We start from the raw sequence: 17,767 nt of genomic DNA, 5'->3' as shown, positions 1-17,767 counted from the left end.
ACGGTACTGCGTTCTACCCTCTGCTGAACCTTTCCATCAAAGATCGAAGTGGCGTTTGTCATGACAACAAGACCCTTGCAATTCCTGCGCCGAGGCCAGCCCGTGGCGCTGGGCAATGTACCACCCGACCGCACTCTGCTGGAGGTGCTGCGCGAAGACCTGGGCAACACCGGCACCAAGGAGGGCTGCGGCGAAGGCGACTGTGGCGCCTGCACCGTGGTACTGGGCGAAGAACGCGATGGCCAGCTGCACTACAGCGCCGTGAACAGCTGCATCCGCCTGGCCCATTCGGTGGACGGTATGGCGCTGTGGACCGTGGAGGACCTGGCCGAAGACCCGCTGATCCAGCCGGTGGGCGACGCCCCCGCTGCGGCGCGGCAAGCGATCACCTTGCACCCTGCCCAAGAGGCCATGGTTCAGTGCCACGGGTCGCAGTGCGGGTTCTGCACCCCCGGTTTTGTCATGAGCCTGTTCGGCATGTACCAAAGGCACATTGCCCCCACGCTCCCCACTGCGTGTGGTTCGCTGCCCCCATCCGGGGAAGGCCCCCCGGACTCCCGTGCGCCCGGGGCCCTCGCGCCTAGGGGCGGCCCGTCGGCGCTCGACCACGTCCGCCACGGCCAACCCATCACCCGCGAACTGGCGCAGGAAGAACTCTCGGGCAACCTGTGCCGCTGCACTGGCTACCGCCCCATCCTTGATGCCGCCCAGCAGATGGCATCGCTGCCCGGCATGGCGGTCAACGAGGCTGAAGTGCTACAAAAATTGAAGCTGCTTCGGCATGGTGCACTAGCGCAAGCGGCCGATTCGGCGTATATCGCGCCCTCCACCCTCCCAGAACTGCTCGCAGCCCGCGCCGCCCACCCGGGCGCCCAGGTGGTGGCGGGCTGTACCGACGTGGGGCTGTGGGTGACCAAGCAGCACAAGCAGTACACCCAGGTGCTGGACGTGACCCGCGCGGCCGAGTTGCGGCAGGTGGCACAGCACGCCGACGCCATCCACATCGGCGCTGCCGTCACGCTGACCGACGCGTTTGCAGCCCTCACCGCACAGTGGCCGCAGCTGCACCGTTTTGCCACGCGGTTTGCGGGGCTGCCCGTGCGCAACTCGGGCACGCTGGGCGGCAACGTGGCCAACGGCTCGCCCATTGGCGACTCCATGCCCCTCTTGATCGCGCTGCGCGCCCAGGTGGTGCTGGCCAGCCAGGCCCGGGGCGAGCGCCAGCTGCCGCTGGAAGACCTGTACACCGGCTACCGGCAAAACGTGATGGCGGCCGACGAGCTGCTGGTGCGCATCGTGGTGCCCCGCCCCTCGGCCCAAGAACAGCTGCGGGCATACAAGATTTCGAAGCGCTTTGACGACGACATCTCCGCCGTCTGCCTGGTGCTCAACCTCGACATCGCGGACGGCACCGTGCAGCGCGCCAGCATTGGCGCGGGTGGCGTGGCTGCCACCCCGGCCCGCGCACGGCAGACCGAAGCCGCCCTGACCGGCCAGCCCTGGACCGAGGCCACCGCGCAGCGTGCCGCTGCGGTGCTGCAGGCCGAGTTCAGCCCCATCTCCGACATGCGCGCCAGCGGTGCCTACCGCCGCCAGGTGCTGGGCAGCCTGCTGCAGCGCTACTGGCTGGAGACCCAGGGCCAGCCCTCGGTCAGCCTGGACACTTTGACGCTGGAGGCCGCCGTATGAACGCCCCCCACACCATCGCCGAAACCGCCCTGCCCGCGCCCGCCCGCGCCGCCATGGGCCAGTCGCACATCCACGAAAGCGCCCGCGCCCAGGTGGCGGGCGCCGCGCACTACATCGACGACCTGCCAGAGGTCAAGGGCACGCTGTACGCAGCGCCCATCCTCTCCACCGTGGCCCACGGCACATTGAACGGGGTGGATGCCACCGCCGCCCTCGCGCTGCCCGGCGTGCGCGGTGTGGTGCTGGCCAGCGATGTGCCCGGCGACAAGATCCTGGCCGCGTTCGGACACGACGAGCCCGTGTTTGCGCTGGACAGCGTGCAGTTTGTCGGCCAGGTGATCGGCCTGGTGGTGGCCGACTCGGTCATGCAAGCGCGCCGCGCGGTGCGGGCCGTGAAGCTCGACATCACCCCCCTGCCTGCCGTGCTGACGGTGCAGGACGCGCTGAAGGCGCAAAGCTATGTGCTGCCGCCGGTGTTTGTGCGCCGGGGCGATGCGGCCACGGGCCTCGCGCAATCGGCGCACCGCATGCAGGGAGCGTTTGAAGTCGGCGGCCAGGAGCATTTTTATCTGGAAGGCCAGATCGCCTACGCCATGCCGCTGGAGCAAAAGCAGTGGTGGATCTACTCCAGCACGCAGCACCCCGGCGAGGTGCAGCACTGGGTGGCGCACGCGCTGGGCATCGACAACCACGCGGTCAAGGTGGAATGCCGCCGCATGGGCGGTGGCTTTGGCGGCAAGGAGACCCAGGCCGGGCACCTGGCCGTGTGGGCCGCCGTGGCCGCGAACAAGCTGGGCCGCCCCATCAAGCTGCGGCTGGACCGGGACGAGGACTTCATGGTCACCGGCAAGCGCCACCCGTTTGCGTACGAGTACGACGTGGGCTTTGACGGCACGGGCCGCATCACGGGCCTGAAGCTCCAGATGGCCGCCAACTGCGGCTTCAGCGCCGACCTGTCGGGCCCCGTGGCCGACCGCGCGGTGTTCCATGCCGACAACGCGTACTACCTGAGCGATGTCGAGATCGCGTCGTACCGCTGCAAGACGAACACGCAAAGCCACACCGCCTTCCGCGGCTTTGGCGGCCCGCAGGGCGTGATCGTGATCGAGGCCATCCTGGGCGACATTGCCCGCGCGCTGGGCCGCGATGCGCAGGACGTGCGCCTGGCCAACCTGTATGGCAAGGACGCAAGCAGCGGCCGCCACGTCACCCACTACCAGATGGCGGTGGAAGACAACATCCTGCACGAGCTGCTGCCCACGCTGGAGCAGACCTCGCACTACCGCCAGCGCCAGGCCGAGATTGCGGACTGGAACGCGCGCAACACCGTCATCAAGCGCGGCCTGGCCATCACGCCCGTCAAGTTCGGCATCAGCTTCACGGCCACGCTGTTCAACCAGGCGGGCGCGCTGGTGCACGTGTACACCGATGGCAGCGTGCAGGTGAACCATGGCGGCACCGAAATGGGCCAGGGCCTGCACACCAAGGTGGCGCAGATCGTGGCCGACGAGCTGGGCGTGCCCCTGCACCGCGTGCTGGTGACGGCCAGCGACACCAGCAAGGTGCCCAACGCCAGCGCCACCGCCGCCAGCAGCGGCACCGACCTGAACGGCCGCGCCGCCCAGTACGCCGCGCGCAACGTGCGCGACAACCTGGCCTCGTTCGTGTGCGGGCTGGACGGCTGCGGCGCAGGCGCGATCCGGTTTGCAGGCGGCCAGGTGATCTCGCCCAAGACGGTGCGCAGTTTTGAAGAGGTGGTGCAGGCCGCGTACGCCAACCGCATCCAGTTGTGGAGCGACGGCTTTTACCGCACGCCCAAGATCCACTACGACAAGACGACCCTCACCGGGCGCCCGTTCTACTACTTTGCCTACGGCGCCGCCTGCACGGAGGTGGCCATCGACACCCTGACCGGCGAGAGCCGCGTGCTGAAGGTGGACATCCTGCACGACGTGGGCCACAGCATCAACCCGGCCATCGACATCGGCCAGATCGAGGGCGGGTTTGTGCAGGGCATGGGGTGGCTGACGACCGAGCAGCTGGTGTGGAACGACAAGGGCACCCTCGCCACCCACGCGCCCAGCACCTACAAGATTCCCGCCACGGGCGACATCCCGTCGCACTTCAACGTCCACCTGTGGCCCGAGGCGAATCGGGAGGACAACGTGGGTGGCAGCAAGGCGGTGGGGGAGCCGCCGTTCATGCTGGCGATCAGCGTGTACGAGGCGCTGCGCAATGCGGTGGCAGCGGGGCGTAGCGGCGTGGATGCTGCGGCGCCAGTGGTGTTGACGGCGCCGGCGACTGCGGAGAATGTGCTGAAGGCGTTGGGGCGGTTGGGAGAGTGACGTTTTTGGCTTCTGGCGATAATGGGATATGGGTTGGTAGCTATTGATTTTGTAGTGTTTGGTTGTGTGCGCTGACTGAGTCGCATGCCTTTGTTAAGGGCGGAGGCCGGGAGTCGCCCGGCAGGCGAGGCACTTTTCTTTGCTTCGCCAAAGAAAAGTGCCCAAAAGAAAGGCGACCCCGCTGTCTGCGTCCCCTGCGCTGACGCTACGGGGCAACCTGCGGTGCTCGGGTTTGGCGGGGTCTCGCTCAACTCGCGCCGCTGCGCGTCGCTCAGACACACGCGAGCCCTGATCCGCCAAACCCTGCGCTCCTCGGCGCATCCACAGGGGCACTGGGGGCAGAACTTCCACACGGGCCATTGCTTCGCTCGGCCCAGGCTGCGCAGCGCGTGGCGCTTGCGCCCGCGAGGTGGGGCCGAGCGCAGCAATGGCCCGTTCGGCTGTTCGGCTGTTCGGCTGTTCGGCTGTTCGGCTGCTTGGCTGCTTGGCTGCTTGGCTGTTTGGATGTTCGGCTGTCCACCCCCCTGCTGGCTGCGCCTGCGGCGGGGCGGTTGCGGGGTGAGCATGGGCGTCGGAGCGCCCATGCTTCGTGAACTGACTCGCCGTGGCTGTCTGAGCGGCGCGCGGCAGCGCAAAGCGAGTTCCACGGCGCACCTCGCAGCCGCCCCGCCGCAGGTTTGCCCCTTCGCAACGCGAAGGGGTCGCAGACTGGGGGGCGCCTTTTCTTTGGTGACTTTCTTTTGGCGAAGCAAAAGAAAGTTACTCGCACGCCGGGCGACTCCCGGCCTCCGCCCTCAACACAGGCAAGCAGCCCAATCAGCGCAACGACCAGATACTACAAAATCAATAGCTACCACCGCATATCCCACTAGCGCATCCAGCCCAAAAGCCCTCAAACAGGCCCCAAAGCCATCCGCCCCGAAGAAGTCACCGACGCATCCCTCGCATGCCGCGTCTCCACCCGGTTGCGCCCCGCCCGCTTGGCGTCATAACAAGCCATGTCCGCCGCATACAACACCGACGGCACATCCTGCAAGCTGGCGTCCAGCACCACCAGCCCGATGCTCACCCCCAGCGTAAAACTGCGCCCCTGGTACGACGGCTCCCACGCACGCACCGCCGCACGCAACTGCTCGGCCACGGCCTGGCCGCGCGCCAGAGCGCAACCAGGCAACACCACCGCAAACTCGTCCCCCCCCAGGCGCGCCGCCCAGCCGATCTGGCGCACATGGGACGCCAGCAGCCGGGCCACGTGGCGCAGCACATCGTCGCCCGCGTCGTGGCCCGCAATGTCGTTGACCACGGTGAAATGGTCCAGGTCGAGGAACAGCACCACGCCGTCGCCCTGGGTCTCACCGCCCTCCTCATCGGCGGCGGGTGCCACAGGGCGCTGACGGGCCGACCGCTCCGCCATCAGCTGACCCAGGCGCTCGTCAAACGCGGCGCGGTTGTACAGCTGCGTCAGCGCGTCGTGCGCGCGGCCCCAGGACTGCTGCACCTGGGCCTCGCGCGCGGCGGTGATGTCTTCCAGAATCCACACGGTGCCACCGTGCACCTCCTCGGGGCGCACACCCTGGCCCTGCACGCGGGCCCACACGGGGGTGCCGTCCTTGCGCAAAAAGCAGACATCGCCGTCGAACGCGCCATGCGCCGCCACCTCGGCGCGCACACGCTCGCCCACCTGGGCATAGTCGGCGTCGCTCGCGTACAGGATGCGCGCGGGGCGGCCCTGCAGCTCCTGCGCGCTGTAGCCCAGCATCACGCAGGCCTGGTGGCTCACCACCTCCAGCATGCCGTGGCGGGTGATGACGATGCCCACCGGGGCGCTGTCCAGCACGGCCTGGAACTGGCCGACCACCGTGTCCTTGCGCGACTGCTGCAGGCTGCCCTGCTGCACCAGGCCCTGGAACACCCGCACCAGTTCGCCCACCTCGCCGCCTGCGCGGGGCCAATGCACATCTTGCGCAGGCTGCTGGCGCGCGCTGGTCCTGAGCAACTGGCGCGCCTTGAAGGTCAGCTGCGCCAGCGGCTGGGCCATCCAGCCCATCAGCGCCACCGCCAGCAGCATGCACAGCACCATGCTGGCCACCGCCAGCCACCAGGCTTCGCGCTGGGCGCCGCGCAGCGGTGCCAGCAGCGCCTGCGACTGGCTCACGCGCGCCACGATCCACTGCGGCAGCGGCATGCCCGCCATGCTCACGATGTGGTCGGACTGCACATGGGTCATGCCCCGCCCCACCACCGGCTGGGCCTGGCTTTGCCAGCGCGTGTACACCGGGGCCAGGCCCACTTCATCACGCACCTGGCCCAGCACGCGGGTGGGGTCGGAGTGCGACAGGATGGTGCCGTCGCGGGTGAAGACGATGAGCTGCGAGTCATCGCGGGCGGGCAGCGTCATCGACGGTGGCAGCAGGCTTTGGGATTGCAGGCGCAACGCCCCTGCCACCACGCCCACCACCGTGCCGTCTTCGCGGTGCAACGGCATGGTGAACATGACCCGCGCCTCGCCCCGGCGGCCGGCGATCAGCTCGGACACCAGGGGCTTGCCATCGACCAGGGTGCGGCGCAGGGCATCGCGTTCGGTGGGGTCCAGGTCCGCGGCCTTTTCGATCTGACCGGCGCGCAAATTCAGGCGCAGTTCGCCGTTGTCGCGGGCGACCTGCATGGTGTCGAAGAACTGCACCGCAGGCAGGCCCTGCTGCAGCAGCCATTCCAGCGACGAGGGTGACTCCAGCATCGCCGGTGTGATGCCTGCGGCCACGGTGCGCAGCACCTTCTGGCTTTGTTCGATCTTGCTGGCCAGCAACCGGGCCACCACCTCGACCTCGTCGGTCTGCTGGCTCACCACCCGGCGCATGGCCTCCTGCCCGGAGGCCCGTGTCACCAGCCAGGCGGCCACCGCCCCCGACAGCGCCACCGCCAGCGCCGCCACCAGCATCAGCCGCAGCACCAGGGCGCCGGGCACCAGCCAGCCCGGATCAAGGTCCGGGGCTCCCTTGGGGCCGGGCGGCGGCGTCATGGACGCTTCCCCCCTGCTGGCTGATGGGCACACTCAAAGTTCGGCATGGGGACGGGTCATGGCAGACATGTCCCAACAAATATACGCAGGGCCTGTGCCCGGGGGCTTGGGTGGAACCCTTGGGTAAAGCCAAGGAAAAACCCTGAGCCCGTCGGGGTGCGGGAAGGGAACGGGAAGGGTGTGTGGAGGGATGAAAGCGGACTGCGGCAAGGGCCCTGCAGCGTGGTGCCAGTTCCCATAGCCAGGCAGAACGTGCCACCAGCCAAAGGCGCATCACCCCGGGGTGCGGGGCTTGTCAGCAAATGCAACGCAAGGGCAGTCCGTGGCTGCCGGCTGGCGCAACCCGACAGTCGCTGCAGGGCGTCGAGAGCGCGGTGTCAAGAACGCTGTGTCAGCAGCCCGCCATCGACTGCAATGCCCGTGGTTGGGGTAGCGCCAGCACATTGCCGGTGCCGTGGATCAGGCCCAGCTCGCGCAGGTGGCGCAGCACGCGCGAGAAGGTTTCGGGCGCAATGCCCAGCTGCGCCGCAATCAGGCGTTTGCGCTGGTGCAGGGTGACCTGCATGGCACCGCTGTGGTCGGGCTGGGCGTGGTTCAGCAGCCACTGCGCGCAGCGCGATTCGGCGTCCTGTGCCAGGCGGCTCACGGCCAGCTCGGACTGCTGCCGGTAGCCCTGCGCCATGTCCAGCAGCAGCCCGCGCGCGCCCGCAGGCATGGCGGCCAGGCTGCGGCGAAACTCTTCGATGGGGATGCGCCGCACATGCACGCGCGTGTCGGCCACCATGTCCACCGGTAGCGGCAGGCCCATCAGGGCCGACGCGGCGTCGAGCCAGAACGGCCCCTCGACGGCACCGAGCTGGTGGCGCAGGAAACCGTCGTCCAGCACACCGCGCAGCACACGGCCGTTTTCGAGGTGCAGCACCGTCGTCAGCACCTCATTGCGCCTGCGCAGCACTTCGCCGGGGGCGATCACCTCGGTGTCAGCGGGCAGAGAAAAAAGGGTAGATGGCAGCATGGAAGCCACTGTGCCGTGCGGCTGCGCCCGTGGCATTGAGCCACATCAAAGCCGCACCATGTCGCCCGCCCCGCGCGCCCCAGGTTTGCGCCAAAACACACGAAAACTGCGCCAGCAACGTGCATGGGTGCGCCCTGACCCGGCCAAAAAGTATGTAAACAGGTGTTGCACCAGGGCATGGAACTTGCGATGCCCCAACGGCGGGCCCCGCCCTGCACCACGGTGCAACAGGGGCCGCGTCTCCCCTTGCACCCGCCGGACCTCCGGCGCTTTCATCCCCAGGAATCACTCCATGAAAAAAAACCTGATTGCACTGTCTCTATCGCTCGGTGGCGCCCTGCTGGGCTCCACCGGCGCCCAGGCCCAGAGCTCCGTCCAGCTGATGGGCTTGACCGATGTGTTTGTGGGCTCCATGAAAAACGCCGGTGACGCCGGCAGCAGCAAGGTGGTCAACAGCGGCGGCATGACCACGTCGTGGTTCGGATTCAAGGGCACCGAAGACCTGGGCGGCGGGCTCAAGGCCAACTTTGCGCTCACCTCCTTCATCAAGGTGGACAGCGGCATCCAGGGCCGATTTGCCAACGACACGTTCTTCTCGCGCGATGCCAACGTGGGCCTGAGCGACAGCTGGGGCACCGTGACCGTGGGGCGCGGTCTGGCGCCCAACTTCCTGCCGTCCATCCTGTCGAACCCGCTGGGCGACTCGTTCACCTTTGCACCGCTGATCCTGCACATGAACGTGCCTCTGTTCAACGGCACGGGCTGGGGTTCGACCACGCCGTCCGACACCGGCTGGTCCAACGAAATCATCTACAGCACGCCCAACCTGGGCGGCCTGACCGCCAACCTGCACTACCAGTTTGGAGAGGTGGCGGGCGACAGCAGCAAGAAGAACGTGGGCATCAACGCGCTGTACTTCAACGGCCCCATCACCCTCACCGGCTTCTACGAGCGCGACCAGATGAGCAACCCCGCCGTGCCCAGCACCTACCTGGGCACCACCAAGACCGACTGGATGCTGGGCGGCGCGTATGACTTTGCGATCGTGAAGGCCTTTGCGAGCTACGGCCAGGCCAAGGCCGACAACACCACCAACAAGGCCAAGACGACGCAGCTGGGCGTGTCGGTGCCCGCAGGCGCCACCGGCAAGGTGCTGGCATCGTGGGCACAGACCAAGATGACGGCCACCGACATCTCGCGCAAGACCTTCACCGTGGGGTATGACTACTTCCTGTCCAAGCGCACCGATGTGTATGTGATGGCCATGAACGACCGCATCACCAACCAGACCAAGGGCAACAGCTTCGGCGTGGGCATCCGCCACCGGTTCTGAGGCCTGCACAGGGCGTCTGGGGCCTTTTTCAAGCCCCAGCGGCCCCAGGCACTGGTGCAATATACCTGAGCAGCTACAAAATCAGTAGCACCCGGAAATCGTTCACGTTGGTGTGTGTGGGGCCGGTGACCAGCAGGTCGCCCAGCCCCGCAAAAAATCCCCAGGCGTCGTTGCGCGCCAGGTGGTCGTCGATGCGCAGGCCTGCAGCGCCTGCGCGCGCCAGCGTGTCGGGGCAGACAAAGGCCCCCGCGTTGTCTTCGCTGCCGTCAATGCCGTCGGTGTCGGCCGCCAGCGCCCACACGGCGGGCTCGCCCTGCAGCGCCTGCGCCAGGCCCAGGCAAAACTCGCCCGCCCGCCCGCCCCGCCCCCGGGGCACACCGGCTGCACGCGGACGCACGGTGACGGTGGTCTCCCCGCCCGACAGGATCACACACGGCGCCGCAAACGGCTGGCCGCGCCGCGCCACTGCACGGGCCAGCGCCGCATGCACCTTGCCCACTTCGCGCGACTCGCCCTCGATCTCGTCCGACAGCACATGCGCAGGCAGCCCCGCCGAACGGGCCAGCGCGGCCGCGGCCTCCAGCGCCTGCTGCGGCGTGGCGATCAGATGCACGGCATGCCCGGCAAAACGGTCGTCGCCGGGTTTGGGCGTCTCCAGGCGGCCCGCCTCCAGCGCAGTGCGGATGGCCGGGGGCACCTCGATGCCATAGCGCGCCAGAATGGCCAACGCATCGGCGCAGGTGGTCGCATCCGGCACGGTGGGGCCACTGGCAATCACTGACGGGTCGTCGCCGGGCACGTCGCTGATGGTGAGCGTGACCACGCGCGCCGGCGCACAGGCCGCCGCCAGGCGCCCGCCCTTGATGCGCGAAAGGTGCTTGCGCACGCAGTTCATCTCGCCAATGTGCGCGCCGCTGTCGAGCAGGGCGCGGTTGATGCGCTGCTTGTCTTCCAGCGTCACCCCGTCGCAGGGCAAGGTCAGCAGGGACGAGCCCCCGCCCGAGATCAGGCACAGCACCAGGTCGTGCTCCGTCAGCCCCTGGGTCAGATCGAGAATGCGCTGCGCCGCGGCCAGCCCCGCCGCATCGGGCACGGGGTGCGCGGCCTCCACCACCTCGATGCGCTGCGGCACGCCCGCAGGCCGGGGCGGAACATGCCCGTAGCGGGTGACCACAAGGCCCGACAGGGGCGCGTCCTGCGGCCACAGAGCCTCCAGTGCCTGGGCCATGGCGCCCCCCGCCTTGCCCGCGCCCAGCACCAGGGTGCGCCCCCCGCTCTCGCGGCTGGGCGGCTGGGGCAGCCACTGGCGCATGCCGTGCAGGGGTTGTGCGCTGTGCACTGCGGCATCAAACAGCGCCTTCAAAAAGGCGCGGGGGTGGGTGCGGTAGTCCGGCAGGGAGGGGCTGGCTGGCTGGGTTTCTGGGTGCATGCCGCGCATTGTGCAGCGGCCGCACCAGTCACGTTGCTGTAACCAGCCTGTCACACACCACCGGTATCGTCGGCACCCTTGCTCAGGGACCCACAACAGCCATGCACAACACCCCATGGAGCCGACTGGAGGCGATGATGGCGCTGCTATCGCCCGCCGCCCGCCAGGGCACCGGCCCCCTGGCGCGGCTGATGCGCGAGGGCGGGCTGTACTGCGTGTTCCAGCCCCTGGCCGACCTGCGCGAGGGCCAGGTGTACGCGCATGAGGCACTAATCCGGGGGCCCCAGAACACCCCGCTGCACACCCCCGACAAACTGCTGGAGCTGGCCCGGCACGAGGGCATCCTGCAGGACTTTGAGCTGCTATGCGTCTACACCGCCATGGAGCAATGGGGGCGCCACGACGCGCCGGGCCGGCTGTTTGTGAACATCAGCGCCGATGCGCTGGTGCATGGCGTCCAGCTGATCGGCGCCACCGAGCTGGGCAACACCGTGCGCAGCCTGGGCCTGAGCGCTCGCATGCTGGTGCTGGAGATCACCGAACACGAACGCGTGACCGACATGCCCCAGCTGCGCCAGGCCATCAAGGCTGTGCATGCCTGCGGCGCGCGGCTGGCGCTGGACGACTTTGGCGATGGCCGCTCCAGCCTCAGGCTGTGGTCCGAGGTGAAGCCCGACTTCGTGAAGATCGACAAATACTTCATCCGCGACATCAGCGACCACCCCGAGAACCTGCAGATGCTGCAGGCCATCAAGGGGATTGCCGATGTGTTCGGCACCCAGCTCATCGCCGAAGGCATCGAAACCCGCGACGACCTGCGCGCGCTGCGCGACCTGGACATCCCCCTGGGCCAGGGCTGGCTGCTGGGCCGCCCGGCCATGGCGCCGCGCGAGGCGGTGGACGACGCGGCGCTGGAGGTGATGCACGACCGCCGCGTGGCCGTGCTGCCGCACCTGGGGCAGACCGCGCGCCCAGGCATCCTGCGCAGCCTGCTGGTGGTGCAGGCGCCAACCGCAGCGCCCGCCACCAACAACGATGCCGTGGCCGCCCTGTTCCGCCAGCACACGGACCTGCACGCGCTGGCGGTGGTGGACGGGTCACGCCCCGTGGCCCTCATCAACCGCCAGCAGTTCATGAATCATTACGCCACGCCGTACTTCCGCGAGGTGCATGGCCGCAAGTCCTGCCTGGCGTTTGCCAACCTGGCGCCGCGCGTGGTCGAGCTGGACTGCGATGTGGACCAGCTCGTGGGCATCCTCACCTCGCAGGACCAGCGCTACCTGAGCGACGGCTACATCGTCACCGACAACGGCCGCTACCTGGGCCTGGGCACCGGCGACCAGCTGGTGCGCGCCGTGACCGAGACCCGTATCGAGGCCGCGCGCCACGCCAACCCACTGACCTTTTTGCCCGGCAACATTCCGATCAGCCTGCACATCCAGCGCTTGCTGGAGAGCGGCACCGAGTTCGTGGCCTGCTATGCGGACCTGAACAACTTCAAACCCTTCAACGACCACTACGGCTACTGGCGCGGCGACCAGATGATCCGCCTGGTGGCGCGCCTGGCCACGGCACACTGCGACGCACGCAGCGACTTTGTGGGCCATGTGGGTGGGGACGACTTCATGCTGATCTTCCAGAGCAGCAACTGGCTGCAGCGCTGCAAGAACATCGTGGACGAGTTCGCACGCGAGGCCGTCACGCTGTTCGACGACAGCGCACGGCTGGCAGGCGGCATCCATGCCGAGGACCGGCATGGCGTGCAGCGGTTCTTTCCGTGCACCACGCTGGCCATCGGCGCCGTGCGCATCACGCCCGGGCGCTTTCGGCATGCCGAAGAAGTGGCCAACCTGGCCGCCGTGGCCAAGCATGAGGCGAAGCAGGCATCAACCGGGGTGGTGCTGCATGGCAGCTTCACCGAATCCAGCCTGGGGGCGGTGGCTGCCACGCGGGCGCTGCAGGATGTGCTGGCGGCGTAGGGCCTGTTTGGATCGCATACCCAGGACGCAACATCGACGCAAAAACGGGGTTCTGGCTTGCCAGCATTGGGTCCTCGACGCTGCTCGGCTTGAGGCAAACAAGTCCGCTTCGGTCCCTTTGCAGCCGTTCGCTGAAGCGTGAATCAGTCTTTGAAAATGCGTGTCCGGCGACTTATCGGGCACTCAAGTTCAAAGCAATGACGCCCAAAACTATGAAGCTTAGACCGGCCAGTCGAAGGAAGCTCGCCGACTCACCAAACCAGAGCATTCCCAGCACCGCCGTCAAAGCTGTTCCGCTTCCCGCCCATACCGCATAGGTAAGTCCGACTTCCATATGCCGGACGGCGATTGCCATAAGCCAGATAGCCGCGGAATAACAAAGCCCTGAAAGGACGGAAGGGAAAATACGTGTGAAGCCATCCGCATAGCGGAGTGCAATGGTTCCAACGACTTCCGCGAGCACGCTTGCCGCCAGTACAAGCCAGGCAAAGGTTGAGTCACGCACAGAGCACCTCTCAAGCCAGGCGCCTATACCGAGCGCGGCCAGAGGTTCTAAGAGCGGTACCCCGGATCAGTATTGGAGATTATCAGAGGCGCGCCGCAACAGCCTAAGGCTCCGTCGAGCCACGTCCGCTTCTTGGCGATTCTGTGAGCGACTGCTTCTGGCCGATTGCCGCGGCACTCAACACATTCAAGGCCCCGTTGCAGCCCCTGCCTCAAACCACTTCCCAATCAGCGCACGCTCCGCATCGGTGATGCCCGTGGCGTTGTTCATGGGCATGAGCTTTTGCACCACGGCCTGCTGGTAGATGGCCTGGGCGTGTTGCTTCACGCTGTCGGGCGAATCAAGCCGCAGGTTCTTCATCTGCACCTGCTCGCCGTGGCACATGTAGCAGCGCTGTTCCAGCACCGCCTGCACGGCCTTGAAGTCATTTTGGCCGCTAGCGCCAGTTTTGTCTGCGCTGGCTGCTCCTGAAACAGGAGCATTCGCCACGGGGGTGGCCACCGGTGCGGGGCGCATCCACACAATGGCGCCCACGATCACGGCCACACCCACCAGCGCATACGGCAGCGGGTTGCCGTTGCGGCCCAGCTTGTAGCCGTGGCGCATCACGAAGAACTGGCGGATGGCCGCGCCCGCGAACATCATCAGGATCAGCACCAGCCAGTTTTGCGGGTGGCTCCAGGTAAAGCTGTAGTGGTTGCTCAGCATGGCAAACAGCACGGGCAGCGTGAAATAGGTGTTGTGCACGCTGCGCTGCTTGCCGCGTTTGCCGTGGATCGGGTCCACAGGCTGGCCGGCCTTGATCTGGCTGATGACGGTGCGCTGGCCAGGGATGATCCAGAAGAACACGTTGGCACTCATGGACGTGGCGATCATCGCCCCCACCAGCAGGAAGGCCGCGCGGCCCGCAAACCAGTGGCAGGCCAGCCACGAGGCTACGCACACCAGCACCAGCACCAGCGCGCCCACAATGGCATCGCCGTTCTTGCGCTGGCCAAAGATGCGGCAGATGGCGTCGTATAGCAGCCAGAACACCACAAAGAAGCCCAGCGCCACCATGATGGCCGTGGCGGGCGCCCAGTCCATGCGCGACTTGTCGATGAGGTAGGTGCTGGCGCTGTAGAGGTAGGACACAGTGAACAGCGCAAACCCGCTGATCCAGGTGCTGTAGCTCTCCCAGAAGAACCAGTGCAGGTGTTTGGGCAACTGCGGCGGTGATACCGCGAACTTGACGGGGTGGTAGAACCCGCCGCCGTGCACGGCCCAGAGCTCGCCGCTCACGCCTTGTTTCTTGAGGTCTTCGTCCTCAGGCGGCGTGAGGCTGCTGTCCAGAAAAACGAAATAGAACGACGAGCCGATCCAGGCGATGGCCGTAATGACATGGACCCAGCGCAAAAGCAGGTTGGCCCAGTCGAGAAAGTAGCTTTCCATATCTCAACCTTGGTAGCGCGTGCGCGCCACAACAGCAAACCTGCTCACCACTGCGGGCGCTCTGAGCAGACATTGAGGTCGCGCACCTTGGCCAGTGGGTTGCTGGCCGGGGCACCGCTGCGACCGGTACGTCAAAGTGTATGCAGGAATTGTTCCCGATTCCAGCCCCAACCTGGGGCATTCGGGGCCGGAGTTACCCTCATTTCCCGGCCTTTGGCATGGGCGGTAGCGTCTGCAGCAACTGCGCTGCCACGGCCACGGCAATCACCTCGGGCTCCTTGCCCCCGATGCCGGGAATGCCGATGGGGCAGGTCACCTGCGCCAGCTCCTCGGGCGCGAACCCGCGCCCATGCAGGCGGTTGCTGAAGGTGGCCCACTTGGTTTGGCTGCCGATCAGCCCGATGAAGGGCAGGTCGCCCTGCTCGCGCTGGCGGCGCAGGCAGGCGGCCACCACGTCCAGGTCTTCGGCATGGCTGAAGCTCATGATCAGCACGCGGCTGCCGGGTGCCAGGCGGGGCACGGCCAATTGCACCGGCTCCGAGTGTTCGCAGACCACGCCCTCCGGCGGGTCGGGCGGGAAGATGCCGTCCCGGCTGTCGATCCAGGTCAGGGCAAAGGGCAGTGGCGCCAGCACGCGGGCCAGCGCGTGGCCCACATGCCCGCCGCCAAACAGGGCCACCGGGTGCAGGTTGGGTGTGAGGCGCTGGGCCAGCCCCGGGGCGTCTTGCGCCGTGAGCAGCTCAAACCCCAGGTGCACGACCCCGCCGCAGCACTGGCCCAGCGCCGGGCCCAGCGCAAACCGCATCGGCCCAAGCGCCGTCACCGGCCCGCCCGCCAAGCGGCGCCGCGCCTCGGCAATCGCCTGCAGCTCCAGATGCCCGCCGCCGATGGTGCCCACCAGCTGGTCGGCAAATACCGCCATCCAGGCGCCGGGCTCCCGGGGCACAGACCCTTGGGTAGACTCCACGGTCACTAGACAGGCTGGCGCGGCCTCCAGGCCGTCCAGCAGCATTTGCAAATTTGTCACCGCGATCCTTTTCGTGACGGACGCAAAACGGGGCCAGGCAAGCGGCTCACCCTCCGGTGAGGCTGCTGTTGCAGCCCCCTTTGCAGCCGTCGTCATTTTGTAACGTACCACCTTCGCCGCTGGGTTATCGTGCCCGCAGCCTCAGGAACCTTTCACACCATGCCCGACACGCCCTCTCCCCGCTCCACCGGAAAGCGCAGCCACTGGTTGCTGGCAGGCATCATGGCCGTGGGTGCGGCGCTGGTCTCGGCCTGCAAGTCCCCGCCAGAGCCCACGCCGCCCCCCGCGCCCGACAGCGTCCCCTCCACCGGCCCCGATGCCAGCGGCGTCAAGGGCCCCGTGCCCGCCACGGCCGGGTCTGCGCGCCCCTCGGCCGCTGCCACACCGTTGGCCTACCGCCAGGATGCCGCCACGCACCTGTATGGCCTGAACCGCGAACGCATCTTCAAGGGCAAACTGCCGCCGCAGCTGTACGCCATCGGTGTGCTGCAGCTCGACATCGACCGCGCGGGCAAGATCACCCGCCTGCACTGGATGCGCGCCCCGCGCCATGCCCCCGAGGTGGTCACCGAGATCGAGCGCACAGTGCGCGCTGCAGCCCCCTTCCCTGTCCCGGCCCGCATGGGCAAGGTCACCTACACCGAGACCTGGCTGTGGGACAAGAGCGGGCACTTTCAGCTTGATACGCTGACCGAAGGGCAGCTTTAGAAGCTGGCGTTTTACCCGCGCGCTAGCAGTGCGGATACACACCGACCCTGGCAACTGTCGCTGCTTAGGCCAGGGCCGCCGCGCAAGGGCCGCCCCGCCGCGCTGGCGGCGTCCCCCTGAGGGGGAAGGCGCGAAGCGACTCAGGGGGCTTCACACTACGAGCCCCGGTAGGTCGAATAGCTCCAGGGGCTGACCAGCAGCGGCACGTGGTAGTGCTGGTCGGCATGCGCAATGCCGAAGTCCAGGCTCACCTGGTTCAGAAAATTCGGCTCGGGCAGCTGCACGCCCCGGGCCTTGAAGTAACCCGCCACATCAAAGCGCAACCGGTAAGTACCGGTGCGCAGGCTGGCGTTGTCGAACAGCGGTGCATCGGTGCGGCCGTCGTGGTTCAGCACCAGGCGCTTGATAAGGGTGGCGTTGTCGCCGTCGGTGGAATACAGGGCCACTTCCATGCCGGCCGCAGGGCAGCCGTTCATGGTGTCCAGAACGTGGGTGCTCAATCCCATGGGGGAATCTCCTGAAGTAAGAGTCTGTCCAATCGGCGACGATTGCCAGATCGCAGTGTGTAGACCAAAAGTGTATACACTTTTCACCATCCACCGTATCATGCAGCCATGGAATCTTCCTCCACCAGCGCCATTGTCGAAGCGCTGACCCGCGCCATCGTAGAGCACCGCCTGCAACCCGGCACCAAGCTGGCCGAGCAAAAGCTGGCCGACCACTTTGGCGTGTCGCGCACGCTGGTGCGCCAGGCGCTGTTCCAGCTGGCACAGAACCGGCTGGTCACGCTGGAGCCCGCACGGGGCGCATTTGTGGCCACGCCCTCGGTCGAGGAGGCACGCCAGGTGTTTGCCGTGCGCCGCATGCTGGAAACCGAAATGACCCGCGCCTTTGTGCGCAGCGTGACGCCCGCCAAGCTCAAGGCCCTGCGCGCCCACGTGGCCAGCGAGAAGACCGCCATGGGCACGCAGGACGCCAGCACCCGCACCGAGTTGCTGGGCGACTTTCATGTGCGCATGGCCGAACTGATGGGCAACGAGGTGCTGGCGCAGATGCTGGGCGACCTGATCTCGCGCTGTGCCCTCATCACGCTGATGTACCAGTCAGCCAGCGCCGCCGAACACTCGCACGAGGAGCACGCCGACATCGTGGCGGCCCTCGCCGCGCGCGACGAAGAACGTGCCGTCGCCCTGATGCAAAGCCACCTCGAACATGTCGAAGCCAGCCTGACCTTTGACCGCAAGCGCCCTGCCAGCGATCTGGCCGCCGCCCTGGCCTCTTGAAAAC

At 67.2% G+C, this 17,767-nt stretch carries 13 protein-coding genes; 6 read left to right on the top strand and 7 right to left on the bottom strand.

The features are described 5' to 3' along the window. The first annotated feature begins 60 nt into the window (after positions 1–60). A complete protein-coding gene (locus tag IB236_RS01360; protein ID WP_192418414.1) occupies positions 61–1,689 on the top strand; it encodes a xanthine dehydrogenase small subunit in 1,629 nt (542 codons plus the stop codon). Further along, positions 1,686–4,034, top strand: coding sequence for a xanthine dehydrogenase molybdopterin binding subunit (xdhB, locus tag IB236_RS01355; protein WP_192418412.1), 2,349 nt, complete (start codon positions 1,686–1,688; stop codon positions 4,032–4,034). Before IB236_RS01360 ends, xdhB begins: the two co-directional genes overlap by 4 nt. Before the next feature lie 892 nt (positions 4,035–4,926). Here xdhB and IB236_RS01350 read toward each other — a convergent pair. Continuing rightward, positions 4,927–7,053, bottom strand: coding sequence for a diguanylate cyclase domain-containing protein (locus tag IB236_RS01350; protein WP_192418410.1), 2,127 nt, complete (start codon positions 7,051–7,053; stop codon positions 4,927–4,929). A gap of 391 nt (positions 7,054–7,444) precedes the next feature. Beyond that, positions 7,445–8,068 carry a Crp/Fnr family transcriptional regulator gene (locus IB236_RS01345; RefSeq protein ID WP_056060781.1) on the bottom strand — a complete coding sequence of 208 codons (624 nt, stop codon included), beginning with the start codon at positions 8,066–8,068 and terminating at the stop codon, positions 7,445–7,447. Positions 8,069–8,360: 292 nt separating this feature from the next. On the opposite strand from IB236_RS01345, the gene IB236_RS01340 reads away from it, so the two are divergent. Then, on the top strand, positions 8,361–9,401 hold the full coding sequence (locus IB236_RS01340; protein WP_192418403.1) for a porin: 1,041 nt from the start codon (positions 8,361–8,363) through the stop codon (positions 9,399–9,401). Positions 9,402–9,474: 73 nt separating this feature from the next. On the opposite strand, the gene IB236_RS01335 is transcribed toward IB236_RS01340, so the two are convergent. Then, positions 9,475–10,830, bottom strand: coding sequence for a glycerate kinase (locus IB236_RS01335; RefSeq protein WP_192418402.1), 1,356 nt, complete (start codon positions 10,828–10,830; stop codon positions 9,475–9,477). A gap of 101 nt (positions 10,831–10,931) precedes the next feature. Between IB236_RS01335 and IB236_RS01330 the strand changes: the two genes are divergently transcribed. Continuing rightward, positions 10,932–12,809 carry a phosphodiesterase gene (locus IB236_RS01330; RefSeq protein ID WP_225580898.1) on the top strand — a complete coding sequence of 626 codons (1,878 nt, stop codon included), beginning with the start codon at positions 10,932–10,934 and terminating at the stop codon, positions 12,807–12,809. A 172-nt stretch (positions 12,810–12,981) separates the two neighbouring features. On the opposite strand, the gene IB236_RS01325 is transcribed toward IB236_RS01330, so the two are convergent. From IB236_RS01325 to xdhC, 3 genes are all read right to left on the bottom strand, one after another. Beyond that, positions 12,982–13,314 (bottom strand): multidrug efflux SMR transporter, encoded by a 333-nt coding sequence (locus IB236_RS01325; protein WP_121943585.1) that lies wholly within the window; start codon positions 13,312–13,314, stop codon positions 12,982–12,984. 186 nt (positions 13,315–13,500) lie between these two features. Beyond that, the gene (locus tag IB236_RS01320) at positions 13,501–14,745 is read right to left on the bottom strand and encodes a urate hydroxylase PuuD (protein WP_192418401.1); all 1,245 of its coding nucleotides are present in this window, start codon (positions 14,743–14,745) and stop codon (positions 13,501–13,503) included. 199 nt (positions 14,746–14,944) lie between these two features. Continuing rightward, positions 14,945–15,772 (bottom strand): xanthine dehydrogenase accessory protein XdhC, encoded by an 828-nt coding sequence (gene xdhC / locus IB236_RS01315; RefSeq protein ID WP_370539868.1) that lies wholly within the window; start codon positions 15,770–15,772, stop codon positions 14,945–14,947. A 159-nt stretch (positions 15,773–15,931) separates the two neighbouring features. Between xdhC and IB236_RS01310 the strand changes: the two genes are divergently transcribed. Beyond that, a complete protein-coding gene (locus IB236_RS01310) occupies positions 15,932–16,480 on the top strand; it encodes a hypothetical protein (protein ID WP_192418400.1) in 549 nt (182 codons plus the stop codon). A gap of 155 nt (positions 16,481–16,635) precedes the next feature. Here the strand turns inward: IB236_RS01310 and uraH are convergent, their stop codons facing one another. After that, the gene (gene uraH, locus IB236_RS01305) at positions 16,636–16,986 is read right to left on the bottom strand and encodes a hydroxyisourate hydrolase (protein ID WP_015012870.1); all 351 of its coding nucleotides are present in this window, start codon (positions 16,984–16,986) and stop codon (positions 16,636–16,638) included. 108 nt (positions 16,987–17,094) lie between these two features. On the opposite strand from uraH, the gene IB236_RS01300 reads away from it, so the two are divergent. Next, positions 17,095–17,763: a GntR family transcriptional regulator gene (locus IB236_RS01300; protein ID WP_056060765.1), complete on the top strand. Its 669-nt coding sequence runs from the start codon at positions 17,095–17,097 to the stop codon at positions 17,761–17,763. The last annotated feature ends 4 nt before the right edge of the window (positions 17,764–17,767 follow it).

This window comes from Acidovorax sp. ACV02, assembly GCF_014851475.1.
Taxonomy (GTDB): Bacteria; Pseudomonadota; Gammaproteobacteria; order Burkholderiales; family Burkholderiaceae_C; genus Acidovorax; species Acidovorax delafieldii.
The sequence above is the reverse complement of the archived record's forward strand: the minus strand, read 5'-3'. Positions and strand labels throughout refer to the sequence as shown.